Source organism: Leifsonia sp. C5G2 (assembly GCF_013359685.1).
Lineage (GTDB): Bacteria > Actinomycetota > Actinomycetes > Actinomycetales > Microbacteriaceae > Leifsonia.
In genome coordinates this window covers 68,481-83,272 of sequence record NZ_JABFMV010000004.1, presented here as the reverse complement: position 1 = coordinate 83,272, position 14,792 = coordinate 68,481, and the positions used below count along the sequence as shown (strand labels likewise).

Here is a 14,792-nt window from a genome sequence, read left to right as displayed (position 1 = left end):
TCGTCTCCTCTCGCTGCGTCTGCTCGCTGCGTCTCAGCCGAAGATCATGGGACGGTCGTCGTCGTCCTCGTCGCCGGCCGGCTGCGCGAGCTCGACGAGAACGGGGACGTGGTCGCTGGGGGCGTCGCCCTTGCGCTCGTTGCGGTGGATGCTCGCATCCACGACCCGGTCGGCGAACGCACGGGAGCCGAGGATGAAGTCGATCCGGAGGCCCTCGTTGCGCGGGAAGCGCAGCTGCTTGTAGTCCCAGTACGTGTAGCCGTCGGGGACGATCGGGCGGACGACGTCGGTGAGGCCGGCTTTCTCGAAGGCGGCGAAGGCCGTGCGCTCCGGCGGCGAGATGTGGGTCGAGAGGCCGGGGACCAGGCTGGGGTCGCCGACGTCGGAGTCGAGCGGGGCGACGTTCCAGTCGCCCATGAGAGCGAGCTGGAGGCCCGGATCGTCGGCGAGCCAGCGCTGGGTGTCGGCCGCGAGCGCCGCGAGCCAGTCGAGCTTGTAGACGTAGTGCGGGTCGGCCAGGGCGCGGCCGTTCGGCACGTACAGGCTCCAGAGCCGCAGGCCCTCGACCGTCGCGCCGATCGCCCGCGCCTCCTTTGGAAGGTCGGGGCCGTCGTGGTCCTTCAGGAAGCCGGGCATGTCGGGGAAGCCGATCTCGACGTCTTCGAGGGGGAGGCGGCTGGCGATCGCGACACCGTTCCACTGGTTGAGGCCGTGCAGCACGACCTCGTACCCGGCCTCCTCGAACGCGGCGTAGGGGAACTGTTCCGGCTTGCATTTGATCTCCTGCATCGCCAGGACATCGACGTCTTCGCGGACCATCCAATCGACCACCCGGGTCACGCGGGTGCGGATCGAGTTCACATTCCAGGTGGCGACGCGCATGCCCCGATCGTATCGGCCGCCGCCGACGTCATCCGAGCCGGCGAGGCGTTCGTGGACGGCCCACCGCCTGTGGACAACTCCCGGTCACCGGCGGGTTCCCCTCTAGAATCGTGGATGTGACCGACACACGACAGCAGCTCATCGACTACATCGCCGCCGAGGCCGTCTTCCACGGCGACTTCACGCTCACCAGCGGCAAGAAGGCGAGCTACTACGTCGATCTGCGCAAGGTCAGCCTCGATCACCGCGTCGCGCCGCTCATCGGTCGCGTGATGATCGACCTCATCCGTGACATCCCCGACGTCTTCGCGGTCGGCGGCATGACGATGGGCGCCGACCCGGTCGCCGCGGCGATCCTGCACCAGGGCGCCGCCCAGGGCCTCGAGTACGACGCCTTCGTCGTGCGCAAGGAGCCGAAGGACCACGGCCGCGGCAAGCAGGTCGAAGGGCCCGACCTCGAGGGCAAGCGCGTCATCGTGCTCGAAGACACCTCCACCACCGGCGGCTCGCCGCTCAAGGCCGCGGAGGCTCTGAAGAAGGTCGGCGCCGAGATCGCGGCCGTCGCGGTGGTCGTCGACCGCGACACCGGCGCACGCGAGGCCATCGAGGCCGCGGGCTACCCCTACTTCGCCGCGATCGGCCTGAAGGACCTGGGGCTGGCCTAGTGTCCGACGAGCGCGGGAGGGGCGCAGCAGACCACGGCCGTGCCGGCGGCGCCGGTGAGCCGGGGCCCGATGCGGACGCGCAACAGCCGGAATTCGGCAGCTCCGAGTGGCTGCTGCAGCAGCTGACGGGCGGCCGCCGCGTCGGGCGGCGGTCGGCCGAGCGGGATGCCGGGACCGGCTGGGCCGAGACGGCTGAGGCGGCTGAGGCGGCTGAGGAGCCGACCGTGGCGCAGGATGAGGTGCCCACCTCCGAGGAGGTGCCATCGGCGGCTTCCGACGACGTCGCGACCAGCGAACCGGCCGCGTTCGACGAACTGCTGGGCAGTACTGTCGTGCCGGAGGAACCTGTCGCCGCCCCAGTCGCCGCCGCGACCGAGACGGAGACGGAGTTCCCGGTCGCCTTCAACTGGAACCTGACTCCCGGCGAGGGCGCCGATCCTCTTGTGGAACCGGAGCCGGAGCCGGAGCCGGACGACGCGCCCCCGGTGGACGTGGCGCCGGCAGAGAACCCGGAGCCTGCCCACGACGTTGCCGCGGAGGCGCAGGCTGCCGCGTGGGCGTCGTTCCAGGGCTCGGAGCCGCAGGAGACTCCGCCCGCGATTCCGGAGACGCCGGCCGCAGAGCCGGAGGCGCAGGGGCCGAGCGCCGAGCAGCCGGCGGAGCAGCCGTCTGAGACGTGGTCGGTGTTCGACGCTCTCGTCGCCGAAGGTCCGGAGCAGGACGGACGAGTGCTGCCGGACGAACCGGCCGCGGCCGCCGTTCCTGAGGTCGAGCCGACCCCGGCGCCGGAGTACCGCTCACCGCTGTTCGAACCGTCGCCCGAGGCCGCCGCGCCCTCCGGCGAGCCGGAGCCTCCCACCGTCGAGACACCGATCGCCGCCGGGTCCTGGGTCATCCCGCCCGCGGAGCCGCCACAGCCCGCGGAGCCGGAGCAGCCGCGCACGATCTTCGATCCGCCGTCCACGCCGACGAGCGCCGGCGACGCCGACGAGAGCGGACACGGCCTGGCTGCCCTGCTCGGCTTCGGCGCGCCGGAGGAGGGCGGACCGTCCGCCCGCTCCGTCATCGGGGACACGACGAGCATCATTCCGCTGGTCCCAGGCGCCGTGCCGCCTGCTCCCACGACGCCCCCGGCGCCCGGCCCCGGCCCCGCCGCCGAGCCGCCATCGACCGAGTGGGCGGGTTCGCACCAGCCGGACCCCTGGTTCGACCGGCGCGCCGCCGAACCCGAGCCTCCGACGAACCCGGTGCTCCCGCCGATCGACGCCGCGGCTCTGTTCGAGCCCGCAACGGACACGGCCGCCCACCGCGCCGCTGCGCCGGAGCTGGATGCGCTGCTTCGCTCGGAGAGCCGTCCGGAACCGCCCACGCTGCCGGCCGAGCACTCCCTTCCGTCCGAGCCGGAGGCGGCGACGCGGCCGGTCGAGCCTGCGCCCTCCGAACCGTTGACCTTCGAGCCTGCGCCCTTCGAGCAGACCCCCGAGCCTGCGCCCACCGCGGCGTTCCCGGTAGTGCTGCCCTCGGAGCCGGAGATCCCGGCGGCCGAGGCCGAGGTCGCGCTGGGAGGCGTGCCGTCGCCGGCGACCAGCCCGATCGACGCCGCGAGCATCGCGGCGGCATCGGAGAGCGGAGTCTTCGCTCCGGCCGCGGCGGAGGGGACCGCCGACGGCGACGAGTCGGACGGACTTGCCGAGCTGTTCGGCGACGTGGTTACGACTGACGACACCGACGCCGACACCGAGGCCGACACCCTTGACACCGAGGACGAGTCAGCGGCCGCGGCCCGCGACGAGGCGCTCGACGAGGCCGAGCAGGAGCCCGCGGCCGCCCTCGAGGGACCCCAACTCGCGCCCACCGTGCCGTTCTACCTCCCGTCGTCGGACGCTCTGGCCGACACCGACGAGGCGGACGGCATCGACGATGCCGCCGCCACCGACGGACCGGCAGCCGACTCCGCCGCGGCCGCGGCGACCGCCGCGACCGTCTGGCCCGCCGCCACCGGCGCCGCCGCCACCGGCGCCGCCGCCACCGGCGCCGCTGCGAGCGCGGCCCCCACCGCCGCGCAGCCGTCCACCCCCGTCACGGCCTCCACCTCGCCGTCGGCCGCTGCCGGCCCGACCGCCGCACCGGCCGCTCCCGGCCTCTGGGGCTCGCGCAACAACCGCATCCTGTTCTCGATGGCCGGCGGACTGGCGGTCCTGCTGGTGCTGATCGGGCTGTTCGCCCTCGGCACCCGCATCCCGTCGCTGTTCGGCGCCGCGCAGCCGGTCCCCGCTGCCAGCACCTCGGCCACGCCGACCCCGAAGCCGACGCCGACCCCGACCCCGGTGGCCACGGTGACGCCGAAGCCGGCTCCCGTCGGCGCGGGGACGCATCCGTGGGATGCGCTCGGCGGTGGGGAGTGCGTCCAGCCGTTCACCTCCGTGTGGGCGCAGGAGTTCACGGTGGTCGACTGCGCGACACCGCACGCCGCACAGCTCGTGTACACGAACCTGCTGTCCGCCGACCCGGCCGCGCCGTACCCCGGTGCGGATGCGCTCGCCGCGCAGGTCCCCGGCCTGTGCACCGCCTCCGGCGTCGTCGACCTGAACGCGGCCGCCGCCTACCCGGACCTGCAGGTCGTCGGGTCGTTCCCCGCCACCGAGCAGCAGTGGAAGGACGGACAGCGCTCCTACTACTGCTTCGTCAACCGCTCCGGCGGCGAGGCACTCACCTCGTCCGTCGCCGGCCCGGGCCCCACGGGCTGAGCCGGTCTCAGAGCTCCGTCTCGATCGGCGCCGCCGACACCAGCTCGTACACGCCGTTGAGCACCTCGTCGGGGCGGAACGGGTAGCGCTCGATCTCGGTGCGGTCGCTGATGCCGGTGAGCACCAGGATGGTGTGCAGCCCGGCCTCGATCCCGGCGACGACGTCGGTGTCCATCCGGTCGCCGATCATCGCGGTGTTCTCGGAGTGCGCGCCGATGCGGTTCATCGCGGAGCGGAACATCATCGGGTTCGGCTTGCCGACCACGTACGGGTCGCGGCCGGTCGCTTTGGTGATCATGGCGGTCACCGCGCCCGTCGCGGGCAGCGGACCCTCGGCGCTCGGGCCGGTCGCGTCCGGGTTGGTGGTGATGAACCGCGCGCCCTTCCCGATCAGGCGGATCGCCTTGGTGATCGCGTCGAACGAGTAGCTGCGGGTCTCTCCGACGACCACATAGTCCGGGTTCGTGTCGGTCATGATGAAACCCGCCTCGTGCAGGGCGGTCGTCAGGCCCGCCTCGCCGATGACGTACGCGCTGCCGCCGGGCATCTGCGACTTGAGGAAGTCCGCCGTGGCGAGGGCGGACGTCCAGATCGACTCCTCCGGCACATCCAGGCCCGAGGTCCTCAGCCGGGCGGCGAGGTCGCGCGGCGTGAAGATCGAGTTGTTGGTGAGGACCAGGAACGGGGTGCCCTGGTCGCGCCACTGCTGGATGAGATCGGAGGCGCCCGGGAGCGCCTGGTTCTCGTGCACCAGCACGCCGTCCATGTCGGTCAGCCAGCATTCGATCTCGTCGCGACTCGTCACACGGGCCCCTTTCGCCGGGATTCGGATGCGACCAGCTTAGAGGCCGCATCCCCGCCGCGGTGAGGCCGGCCGCGCCCCGGATACGCTGAGCGAGTGAACGACACCCCTGACCCGACGCACGAGCTGAGCACGAACGGCGTCGGGCCGTGGCCGGGGGACTGGCCGGACGACGCGCGTTACGACCCCGAGCTGCTCCGTCACGGCGACACCCGCAACGTCATCGACCGGTACCGCTACTGGAGCATGGAGGCGATCGTCGCCGACCTCGATCAGCGCAGGCACCCGTTCCACGTGGCCATCGAGAACTGGCAGCACGACATGAACATCGGCTCCATCGTCCGCAGCGCCAACGCCTTCGCCGCCGACACCGTCCACATCATCGGCCGTCGCCGCTGGAACAAGCGCGGCGCCATGGTGACCGACCGCTACCAGCACGTGACGCACCACGACGATGTGGCCGGGTTCGTCGACTGGGCTCGGGAGGCCGGGCTGCCGGTGATCGCGATCGACAACGTGCCGGGGTCCGTGCCGATCGAGATGTTCGCCCTGCCGCGCGAATGCGTGCTGCTGTTCGGCCAGGAGGGCCCGGGGCTCTCGGCGGCGGCCCTGGATGCGGCGGACGCCGTGGTCGAGATCACCCAGTTCGGCTCCACCCGCTCGATCAACGCCTCCGCCGCCGCCGCGGTCGCGATGCACGCGTGGGTGACCCAGCACGTGCCGTTCCCGCCGCGCTAGCGGTTGGCGAGGCGCCAGACGAGCTTCAGGCCCGACCAGTCGGTGTCGATCGCGGCGACCTTGACGTCGACCAGGCCGCGGGCCAGCGCGGCCTCGCGCACGACGGAATCGCTGAGGTCGCTGACGTGCCCGGCGGCCTTCCGAGGCCAGGCCGCCCAGATCATCCCGTCTGGCCGGATGCGCTCGCCGAGGTCGTCCAGCTCGGCCAGCAGCTCGGCGGCCGAGCGGAAGAACGCGACGATCAGCCCGGCCGGCTCGTCTCCGACCCAGGTGACCTCCGGCGCCCCGTCGAGCGGGATTTCCCAGCCCTCGTCGGCGTGCAGCACCGAGACGCGCATGCCGGGCTTGAGCCCGAGCTTCTTCCATAGCGGCGTGCCGGAGTAGCCGCCGCCGGCGGCCGCGGTCATCCCCGCCATCCCGCGTCGTCCGCGATCCGCCGGACCGCCTCTGCGTCGAGGTCGTACACGGTCGCGCCGTCGTCGGGCGCCGGCGCCGTCACGGCGTGCGCCCGCACCGGGCCGTCGACCGGCACCTGAACCCAGGCGAACCCGGCCCCGCGCACCGCGCGCTCGCGCGGCGGCGGCCACAGCACGTCGGTCGTGTTGGCGACCGCCGGGGCGACGACCACCGGGATGCCGGAGGGGCCGGCCTCGGTGACCAGGCCGTGATGGTAGTGCCCGGCGAGGATGACGCGCACGTCTCCTGCCGAGCACACGTCGAGCAGCGGCTCCGGTTCGACGAACCGCAGGGTCTGGAAGAGCAGCGTCGTCGGCGCGACCGGGGGATGGTGCAGCACCACGATCGTCCCGTGCTCCGCCGGGGTGGCGAGCACGTCGCGCAGCCGGTCGAGCTGTGAGCCGTCGACGCTGCCGTAGCCCGCGCCGGGCACGCTCGTGTCGACCGTGACGATCCGGAAGCCGCGCACCGTCGTGACCGTCTCGCGCGCGCCGAGCACCTCCTCGAACCCGTCGCGCAGGTCGTGGTTGCCCATCGCGTAGACGACGGCCGCCCCGCGCTCGGCCGCCCACGGCTCGATCGTGCCCTTCAGCCGCCGGTACGAGTCGGCGCTGCCGTCGTCGGACAGGTCGCCCGACGCGGCCACCACATCCACCTCGGCGAGCGAGCCGGCGCGCGCCAGCACCCGGTCGAGGCCCGCGAGCGTGTCGACGATCCCGTAGTGCAGGCGCCCGTCGCCATACAGATGCGTGTCGGAGAGATGCAGGATGCGGAGGACTTCGTCGGTCACGCGGCCACCCTACCGGCGACCACCGGCACGCCGAGCCGTGACTCGATGCGGTTATTCCGGCCGAGTTCCGACAGCATGTCACCACTCGGCGCGAGGCCGCGCCCGGCTCACTCCGTGTCGAGCGCCTCGATGATCGCGTCGACCGCGGTGAGGAGGTTGTGCAGCGCCTGCCGTTCGATCGAGTCCTCCGGCAGCTTCTGGATGTCGAAGGTCGCGGCGCTGGCCGCCTGTCGCGCCTGCGAGAGCGCCGCCTGCACTTCGAGATCGGCCATGGTGGTCCTCCCTGTGTCGGATGCTGGTGGGCGCAACCCTATCCCCCGCGACGGGGCGCCCACCAGGGGTGCCCGGCCCCTACCCGATGAGGGACGGGCGCAGGTCGCGCAGGGTGCGGAAGTGCGTCATCCGGGTGACGCCGATGGCCGAGACGAGCAGCGCGATCAGCAACCACAGCCCGAGCACTCCGGCGTCCGCCCACGCTGTCGCCGGATTGCCGCCGTACATCAGCTGCCGGATGCCGTCGACCGCGTACGACATGGGCAGCACGTGGTGCAGCGCGGCGAGGGGACCGGGCAGCGTCTGCCAGGGGAACGTCCCGCCCGCGGTCACCAGCTGCAGCACCATGAGCACGAGGCCGAGGAACTGCCCGACGCTGCCCAGCCAGACGTTGAGCGCCAGGATGATCGCGGCGAACGTGACCGATGCGAGCCCCATCAGCCCGTACATCCCGAGCGGGTTGTCGATCCGGAAGCCCAGGGCGCCCGCGACGATGGCGAACAGGCCGACCATCTGGATGGCGCCGAGCAACCCGGGCGTGAGCCAGCCCGCGAGCGTGATCTTGACTGGCGAGTGCAGTGCGGTGATGGCGCGGCGCGAGACCGGCTTGACGATGAGGAACAGCGCGTAGATGCCGATCCACCCGGCCAGCGCCACGAAGAACGGCGCGAGGCCGGCGCCGTAGGTCCCGGCGGAGGTGATGGAGTCGTTCTTCAGGTTCACCGGGTCGGCGATGGTCGACGCCTGCTTCTTCTGCAGCGCGGGGGAGTTGTCCGGGATGCGGTCGACGCCGGACTTGAGCCCGTCGCTCAGCTGCACCGTGCCGTCGTGGAGGGTGGTGAGCCCGTCGCGGAGCTGGGCCGCGCCGGTCGCCGCGGTCGACGCTCCGGAGGCCAGCTGGCCTGCACCCGCGGCGGCCTGCTGCGACCCCGACGCGACCTGCGACGCGCCGTCGGCGACCTGTCCGGCGCCGGAGGCGAGCTGGTTGATCTCGCCGACCGCTCCCTGGATCTGGTTGTTGCCCGCCTGCACCTTCGTGTCGAGGTCGCCGAGCACCGCCTTCACCTGGTCGAGCTGCGCCTGGGTGGCGCCCGCGGCCTGCAGCCGGGCGAGCAGGTCCTGCTGCGCGGCGGGTGCGGCCGCCGCGATCTGGGCGGCGGCGGCCGCGGCGTCGTTGGCTTTCGCGGCCAGCTGCTGGTTGCCCGTGGCGACCTTGGCGGCGCCGTCGCTGACCTGCTGGGCGCCGGAGGCGAGCTGGCCGAGCTTGGTCGCCAGCTCCTGCGACCCGGAGGACAGCTGCGCGGTGCCGTCGGCGAGCTGCGAGGCGCCCGACTGCGCGGTCGCGCTGCCGTCGACGAGCTTGCCCGCACCGTCGGCGGCGGTGACCAGGTTGGAGCGGATGTCGGCGAGCCCGAGCAGGAACTGCTTCGCCGCCTGCTCGTTGACCTGCTTGACGATGGAGGTGCGGATCTTCTCCGCCGCCTGGGTTCCGATGGTGGAGGCCAGGTAGCTGTTGGTGTCGTTGGTGGTCAGGGTGACGACCGCCCGGTGCGGGTCGGTGCCGGAGGCCGACGCGAGCGCCGACGAGAAGTCTTTCGGGAAGGTGATGCTGAAGTCGTACTTGGAGTCGTCCACGCCGCTCGCCGCCGACCCGGAGGCGACCCGGTGCCACTGGAACGAGCCGTCGTCGATCAGCTGCTGGGCGACGTCGTCTCCGTAGTTGACCGTCTTGCCGTCGACCGTCGCGCCGGTGTCGTCGACCACGATGGCTGCGGGGATGCGGTTGAGGTTCGCGTACGGGTTCTGGTTGGCCCACAGGTACAGGCCGCCGTAGAGCACCGGGACGCACATCAGGGCGATGAGCGCCACGATGGACATCGGGCTGGCCGTGAGGCGGCGGAACTCCGCCGCGATCATCTGCGGGATCTTCATGCTGTCTCCACGATCTGGTCCGGGAGATCGTCGGTGTCGTCCCGGCCGGGGTCTTCGTCGAAGGTGTCTGGTCTGGTGCCGTCCGGGCCCGTCTCATCCATGCGGGAGACGAGGGAGGCGGCCGCGATGGCCGCAGCGGAGGCGTCGCCGGCGACGACCAGCACCGCCTTGTCGCGGCCCGCGAGCTCGCGGGCGAAGCGCCACCACTCGACCGGGTCGCCGCCGTGGCGGTCGGGCGACACGATCACGAGCGCGTCGACGCCTTTCCGCAGCAGCGCCAGCTCGGCGAGCAGCCGGATGCGGACCGTCGGCGGAACCGTGCCGATCGCCGAGCGCGACCATTCCGCCGCGCCCAGCTCGCGCAGGGTGCGGCCGACGGCGACGGGATGCGACGCCCGGCCCGCGAACATCAGCTCCTCGGCGACGATGCCCGCGACCGTGACGTCCGCCGCGGGCTCGGACACGTCGGGGGCGTCGATGAGGGCGATCCGGCGGCGCATCGCCGAGTAGTCGGTGGCGCCGTCGATGGTGACGCTGCCGGTGTCGGGCCGCATCCTCCCGGACGCGATGAGCCCGAGCACGGTCGGGCGCTGCTCCGTCTCGGCGCGGGCGAGGGTGGCGCGACCGGTCTCGAAGGTCGCGGAGGTCTCCGGGAGCGCCGCCCCCTTGCCGACGTGGTCGAGGACGATCTTCATCGGGCGTCGCCTCCCTTCGGTGCACCGCTTGCGGCGCCGAACGCCAGTTCGGGGGTGGAGGCGATCAGCTGGCCCGCTTCCCGCCAGCCGAGCCCGGCCGCGCCGAGCCCGGCGAGCATGACCAGCCGGTGGCCGGCCTCCGGCGTCAGCCGCGCCCGGGTGGCTTCGTCGAGCACCGACACCGCGGCGTTCTCGATCAGCCGGGTGACCGTCTCGCGGTCGAGGTCGGTGCGGATCCGGCCCGACTCCATTCCGCGCCCCACGGTCTCGCGCAGCCGCTCACGCGCGGGGTCGAGGGCGGTGCCGACCAGCTCGCGGTGCGGCCCGCGCACGGCCAGCGCTGCGCTGACCCGCACGTGCTCCACCTCGGCCCAGAGGGTCGCGCCGAACAGGGCGATCTCGACGAGGGGGTCGGGATGCGACACCGGGTCGAGCAGGGCGGCCAGCCGGCGGGCGCCGCGGGTGAACACCTCGACCAGCAGCTCGTCGCGGGTGGCGAAGTGCCCGTAGACGGCACGGCGGCTGAGGCCGGCGCGCGCGGCGATGCTCTCGAGCGATGCGTCGATGTCCTCGTTGAGCGCGGCAGCAGCGGCACCCAGAAGGGCTTCGCGGTTCGCCGTGGCGTCGCGGCGTGGAGCGCGGGTGGATTCGGTGGGCATGCGTCCAGTGTACGCCATTCGTGCACACTTGTGTGCAACTTCGTGGCTCGCGATAGGATCGAGTGCGACGGCCGTCCGCGTGGCGCCGACGCGTTCCACCCATCGAGAGGACTCAAACGTGCCCGCGATCGTGATCATCGGCGCCCAGTGGGGCGACGAAGGCAAAGGCAAGGCGACCGACGTCCTCGGCAGCCGCATCGACTACGTCGTCAAGTTCAACGGCGGCAACAACGCCGGCCACACGGTCGTCATCGGGGACGAGAAGTACGCACTGCACCTGCTGCCCTCCGGCATCCTCACCGAGGGCGTCACGCCGGTCATCGCGAACGGTGTCGTCGTCGACATCGAGGTGCTGTTCGAGGAGCTCGACGCCCTGATCGCCCGCGGCGTCGACGTCTCGCGCCTCAAGGTCAGCTCGAACGCGCACGTCATCACCTCGTACCACCGCACGATCGACAAGGTCACGGAGCGTTTCCTCGGCAAGCGCCAGATCGGCACCACCGGTCGCGGCATCGGCCCGACCTACGCCGACAAGATCAACCGCGTCGGCATCCGGATTCAAGACCTCTTCGACGAGAACATCCTCCGCCAGAAGGTGGAGGGCGCCCTCGACCAGAAGAACCACCTGCTGGTGAAGGTCTACAACCGCCGCGCGATCGGCGTGGACGAGGTCGTGGACCAACTGCTCGCCTACGCCGAGCGCCTGCGCCCGATGGTGGTCGACAGCTCCCTGCTGCTCAACCAGGCGCTGGAGGAGGGCAAGTACGTCCTGTTCGAGGGCGGCCAGGCAACGATGCTGGATGTGGACCACGGCACGTACCCGTTCGTCACGTCCTCCAACTCCACCGCCGGCGGCGCTGCGACGGGCTCGGGCATCGGCCCGAACCGCATCGACCGCGTGATCGGCATCGTCAAGGCGTACACGACGCGCGTCGGCGCCGGCCCCTTCCCGACCGAGCTGTTCGACGAGTGGGGCGAGTTCCTGCGCGAGCGCGGCTTCGAGTTCGGCACGACGACCGGCCGTCCGCGCCGCACCGGCTGGTACGACGCCCCTGTCGCCCGCTACACCGCACGCATCAACGGCGTCACCGATTTCGTGCTCACCAAGCTCGACACCCTGACCGGCATCGAGCGCATCCCGGTGGCCGTCGCCTACGACGTGGACGGCGTGCGCCACGACGAGGTGCCCGCCTCGCAGAGCGACTTCCACCACGCGACACCGATCTACGAGGAGTTCCCCGGCTGGACCGAGGACATCTCGGGCGCCCGCAGCTTCGACGACCTGCCGAAGAACGCGCAGGACTACGTGCTCGCCCTGGAGCGCCTCTCCGGCGCCCGCATCTCGGCGATCGGTGTGGGCCCCGCCCGCGACCAGATCGTCGTCCGCCACGACCTGATCGACTGACCCGCGCCCGGCGGGCCCGCCGAGAGGTGAGTAGTTGCGGCCATTCCGACCGAGTGGCGACATCTTGTCGCCACTCGGCCGGGTCGGTTGCCCGCGCGCTGACGGTCGCTAGAACCAGGTACTGAGGCGCGGGGGCACGGCCGTGCGGAAGAGACGGTCGAGCGCCTCGGCATCGCCCTGGATGCGCCCGGCGAGCGCCAGCCCGCGGACCACGTCGTGGCCCAGGTACGCGCTGCCGAGCGCGGCGACGGGCAGCGACACGTCCGCCGCGTCCTCGGTCGCCTCCACCTCGGCGCGTCCGTCGCGGACGGTCAGGCGGAACCGGCCTCCGGCGAGCCCCAGGTCGTCGGCGACGTCGATCACGAGCGAGCCGTCCTGCTCGTAGGTGCGCGCCTGCAGCGCGGCCGGGACGTCGAGGATGCGCACCCACAGGTGGTCCTGCAGCTCGGTCACCCGCGCGCCGCGGATGTCGTTCACGAGCGACTGGTACGGCTCGTCGACGCCGCGCGTCCACACCTTCACCTCGGCGACCAGGTCGAGTTCGATGAGGAACCGCCACAGCGCGCGGAGAGCCTCGGGGGTCGCGGCGGCGAGATGGTTCACGACGACGGTGTGGCGGGTGAAGTCGTCCTCCGGGTCGTCCTTCAGGACGTAGGTGACGAAACCCTCCGGCTCGCCCTCGGCCGAGTCGTAGCGGACCAGGCGCAGCTTGTCGGCGTCCGGGTCGCCCTTCATCGGGCCGATCAGGCGCTTGGCGAGGTACGGCTCCAGGCCGATCTCGCCCGCGCGGGACGCCATGACGCGGTCGAGGACGCGCGCGCCGGTCTCCTCGTACTCCGCGGGCTCGGCGAACGACAGGCGCCCGGGCGTCTCGCCGCCGGCCCAGCGGACGCGCTTGGTGTCGACACTCCACGCGGTGGCCCAGGTCGCCGGGCCGAAGCCCCAGCGGCCGTAGATGACCGACTCGGAGACGGTGAGGATGGCGAGCGGCAGCCCCAGCGCGTGCGCGGTGCGCAGCTCGCCGCCGAGCAGCGCGGTCGCGATGCCGCGGCGGCGGTGGGTCGGCGCGACCGTCACGGAGCTGATCGCCCAGGAGTCGACGCGCGCGCCGCCCGGCACGGTGAGCGGTGCCGGCCAGGTGTTGACGGTGCCGACCGGGTCGGAGGTCGCGCCCTCGTCGTCGTAGACGCCCGTGTTGCGTCGGCCCGCGAAGCTGCCGCGGGCCTCCTCCAGCACCTCCGCCGAGGGGCGCTTGCCGTGGAAGCCGCGGAAGTCGGCCCGGATCCAGCCCTCCAGTGCGGCGGCGTCGTCGTTGTCGAGGACGGCGTACCGGAGTCCGGTCGCGGCGAGGGCCGCCCGGGAGGTCTCGTCGAGGGGTGCGGTGAGGTAGTCCATCCCTTCACCGTATCGGCGGGGCCGGTCGGATGTCAGCTAGCGTTGAGGGCATGAAGGTGCGTGGTCTCATCCAGAGCAGCGGTACGCGGGAGCTGACGGCGGAGGCCGACGACGCGCAGGCGGCGCGGGCGCTGATCGAGGAGCAGGTGCCCGAAGGGTTCGATCTGCTGCAGGTGCACAACTCGATGCCCCGCGGTGGCCGCGTGATCGCGTCTGGTGTCATCCGGGAGTCGGCCGTCCGTGAGGTCGAGGCCGAGGGCGCCGACTACGCCGCCGCCAGCACCGCTCTCCGCGCGCAGGTCCCGCCCGAGCACCGCCTCCTCACCATCGTCGTCGACGCCTGACCCTCCGCCCTCCGTCGAGTCCGCAAAGACTGCACGTTTTGCGTCGAAAAGTGTGCAGTCTTTGCGGACTCGATGGTGGAGGTTTCAGGGGAGGGGGAAGGGCTCGTCGGCGGCGGACTCGAGGAGCGGCCAGAGGCGGGCGCCGAGGCGCGGGGAGCGGGAGGCGCGGGTCGCCGGGGCGTGCACGGGCGCGCCCTTGGTCAGCAGCGCGGGGCCGAGGTAGTCGCCGCCGGAGAGGTCGGGATCGAGCACGGCGCGCACCGGGACGTGGGCTCCCGCGTCTTTGCCCTGCGTCCACGCCGCCTGCAGGTTGTCGGCGAAGCGCTTCAGCCGGCCCGGCTGGTTGACGCCGCGGATGCCGGGTGTGCGCCCCGAGGTCGAGTACCCGGGGTGCACGACGATGCTGCGGACCGAGGAGCCGGAGGCCCGCAGCCGCCGGTCAAGCTCGAAACCGAACGCCTGCGCCGCGATCTTCGACCCGGAGTACGCGCGCCAGCCCGTGTACGAGCGCTCCAGCTGGAGGTCGTCGAGGCGCAGCCGTCCCAACCGGGAGGCCAGCGAGCCCAGGACGACGACCCGCGCGTCGCCGGCGCGCTCGAGAGCCGGGAGCACGCGGGCGGTCAGCCGGAAGTGCCCGAGCACATTGGTCGCGAGCACGAGCTCGTTGCCGTACGCGTCGGTCTGGCGCGTCCGCGGCGGGTGGACGATCCCGGCGTTGAGCACGAGCGCATCGAGCCGGTCGAGGGCGAGCAGCGACTCCGCCGCCGCGTCGACCGAGCGCCGGTCGGCCACATCCAGCGGCACCGCCTGCACGCGCGAACCGGGCACCCGCCGTCGGATCGCCGCGACGGCCGCCTCGGCCCGCTCCGGGTCACGGCAGGCGAGCACCACCCGCGCGCCCGCGCGGGCCAGCTGCTCGGCGGTGAAGTAGCCGACGCCCGCGTTCGCGCCCGTGATCGCCACGGTACGGTCGTGGGCGTCCGGCAGCTCGGCCGGGTTCCATGACACC

Annotated in this window: 15 protein-coding genes; 5 read left to right on the top strand and 10 right to left on the bottom strand. The window is 72.4% G+C overall.

Annotated elements, in window-relative coordinates:
* Positions 1-33 precede the first annotated feature (33 nt).
* Complete coding sequence (locus HNO83_RS06945) at positions 34-882, bottom strand: exodeoxyribonuclease III (RefSeq protein ID WP_175336799.1); 849 nt, start codon at positions 880-882, stop codon at positions 34-36.
* 116 nt (positions 883-998) lie between these two features.
* Between HNO83_RS06945 and pyrE the strand changes: the two genes are divergently transcribed.
* Positions 999-1,547: an orotate phosphoribosyltransferase gene (gene pyrE, locus HNO83_RS06940; RefSeq protein WP_175336798.1), complete on the top strand. Its 549-nt coding sequence runs from the start codon at positions 999-1,001 to the stop codon at positions 1,545-1,547.
* A complete protein-coding gene (locus HNO83_RS20720) occupies positions 1,547-4,294 on the top strand; it encodes a septum formation family protein (protein WP_175336797.1) in 2,748 nt (915 codons plus the stop codon). The genes pyrE and HNO83_RS20720 overlap by 1 nt, the downstream gene beginning before the upstream one ends.
* 7 nt (positions 4,295-4,301) lie before the next feature.
* Here the strand turns inward: HNO83_RS20720 and HNO83_RS06930 are convergent, their stop codons facing one another.
* The gene (locus tag HNO83_RS06930) at positions 4,302-5,099 is read right to left on the bottom strand and encodes an HAD-IIA family hydrolase (RefSeq protein ID WP_175336796.1); all 798 of its coding nucleotides are present in this window, start codon (positions 5,097-5,099) and stop codon (positions 4,302-4,304) included.
* Positions 5,100-5,192: 93 nt separating this feature from the next.
* Here HNO83_RS06930 and HNO83_RS06925 point away from each other — a divergent pair, with 93 nt between their 5' ends.
* Positions 5,193-5,834, top strand: coding sequence for a TrmH family RNA methyltransferase (locus tag HNO83_RS06925; RefSeq protein ID WP_175336795.1), 642 nt, complete (start codon positions 5,193-5,195; stop codon positions 5,832-5,834).
* Here HNO83_RS06925 and HNO83_RS06920 read toward each other — a convergent pair.
* The 6 genes from HNO83_RS06920 to HNO83_RS06895 all read right to left on the bottom strand — a co-directional run bounded on the left by HNO83_RS06920 (position 5,831) and on the right by HNO83_RS06895 (position 10,639).
* Positions 5,831-6,241 (bottom strand): DUF3052 family protein, encoded by a 411-nt coding sequence (locus HNO83_RS06920; RefSeq protein ID WP_249776559.1) that lies wholly within the window; start codon positions 6,239-6,241, stop codon positions 5,831-5,833. The two genes, HNO83_RS06925 and HNO83_RS06920, sit on opposite strands and share 4 nt — an antisense overlap.
* A complete protein-coding gene (locus HNO83_RS06915) occupies positions 6,238-7,080 on the bottom strand; it encodes a metallophosphoesterase (RefSeq protein ID WP_175336793.1) in 843 nt (280 codons plus the stop codon). Before HNO83_RS06915 ends, HNO83_RS06920 begins: the two co-directional genes overlap by 4 nt.
* 107 nt (positions 7,081-7,187) lie before the next feature.
* On the bottom strand, positions 7,188-7,352 hold the full coding sequence (locus HNO83_RS06910; protein WP_175336792.1) for a hypothetical protein: 165 nt from the start codon (positions 7,350-7,352) through the stop codon (positions 7,188-7,190).
* A gap of 79 nt (positions 7,353-7,431) precedes the next feature.
* A complete protein-coding gene (locus HNO83_RS06905) occupies positions 7,432-9,285 on the bottom strand; it encodes a YhgE/Pip family protein (protein ID WP_175336791.1) in 1,854 nt (617 codons plus the stop codon).
* Positions 9,282-9,980 carry a hypothetical protein gene (locus tag HNO83_RS06900; RefSeq protein ID WP_175336790.1) on the bottom strand — a complete coding sequence of 233 codons (699 nt, stop codon included), beginning with the start codon at positions 9,978-9,980 and terminating at the stop codon, positions 9,282-9,284. Before HNO83_RS06900 ends, HNO83_RS06905 begins: the two co-directional genes overlap by 4 nt.
* Positions 9,977-10,639, bottom strand: coding sequence for a TetR/AcrR family transcriptional regulator (locus HNO83_RS06895; RefSeq protein WP_175336789.1), 663 nt, complete (start codon positions 10,637-10,639; stop codon positions 9,977-9,979). Before HNO83_RS06895 ends, HNO83_RS06900 begins: the two co-directional genes overlap by 4 nt.
* Before the next feature lie 118 nt (positions 10,640-10,757).
* Here HNO83_RS06895 and HNO83_RS06890 point away from each other — a divergent pair, with 118 nt between their 5' ends.
* Positions 10,758-12,044: an adenylosuccinate synthase gene (locus tag HNO83_RS06890; protein WP_175336788.1), complete on the top strand. Its 1,287-nt coding sequence runs from the start codon at positions 10,758-10,760 to the stop codon at positions 12,042-12,044.
* Positions 12,045-12,152: 108 nt separating this feature from the next.
* Here HNO83_RS06890 and HNO83_RS06885 read toward each other — a convergent pair whose 3' ends face one another.
* Positions 12,153-13,439, bottom strand: coding sequence for a GNAT family N-acetyltransferase (locus HNO83_RS06885; RefSeq protein WP_175336787.1), 1,287 nt, complete (start codon positions 13,437-13,439; stop codon positions 12,153-12,155).
* Between the two features lie 50 nt (positions 13,440-13,489).
* Between HNO83_RS06885 and HNO83_RS06880 the strand changes: the two genes are divergently transcribed.
* The gene (locus HNO83_RS06880) at positions 13,490-13,783 is read left to right on the top strand and encodes a hypothetical protein (protein ID WP_175336786.1); all 294 of its coding nucleotides are present in this window, start codon (positions 13,490-13,492) and stop codon (positions 13,781-13,783) included.
* Between the two features lie 84 nt (positions 13,784-13,867).
* Here HNO83_RS06880 and HNO83_RS06875 read toward each other — a convergent pair whose 3' ends face one another.
* The gene (locus HNO83_RS06875; RefSeq protein ID WP_175336785.1) at positions 13,868-14,791 is read right to left on the bottom strand and encodes an SDR family NAD(P)-dependent oxidoreductase; all 924 of its coding nucleotides are present in this window, start codon (positions 14,789-14,791) and stop codon (positions 13,868-13,870) included.
* Between the last annotated feature and the right edge of the window lies 1 nt (position 14,792).

Bases quoted from the DNA above. Each gene is read 5' to 3' on its own strand.
- HNO83_RS06945 (WP_175336799.1), bottom strand. From the start codon at position 882: ATGCGCGTCGCCACCTGGAATGTGAACTCGATCCGCACCCGCGTGACC.
- HNO83_RS06920 (WP_249776559.1), bottom strand. From the start codon at position 6,241: ATGACCGCGGCCGCCGGCGGCGGCTACTCCGGCACGCCGCTATGGAAG.
- HNO83_RS06910 (WP_175336792.1), bottom strand. From the start codon at position 7,352: ATGGCCGATCTCGAAGTGCAGGCGGCGCTCTCGCAGGCGCGACAGGCG.
- HNO83_RS06905 (WP_175336791.1), bottom strand. From the start codon at position 9,285: ATGAAGATCCCGCAGATGATCGCGGCGGAGTTCCGCCGCCTCACGGCC.
- HNO83_RS06900 (WP_175336790.1), bottom strand. From the start codon at position 9,980: ATGAAGATCGTCCTCGACCACGTCGGCAAGGGGGCGGCGCTCCCGGAG.
- HNO83_RS06895 (WP_175336789.1), bottom strand. From the start codon at position 10,639: ATGCCCACCGAATCCACCCGCGCTCCACGCCGCGACGCCACGGCGAAC.
- HNO83_RS06885 (WP_175336787.1), bottom strand. From the start codon at position 13,439: ATGGACTACCTCACCGCACCCCTCGACGAGACCTCCCGGGCGGCCCTC.
- HNO83_RS06880 (WP_175336786.1), top strand. From the start codon at position 13,490: ATGAAGGTGCGTGGTCTCATCCAGAGCAGCGGTACGCGGGAGCTGACG.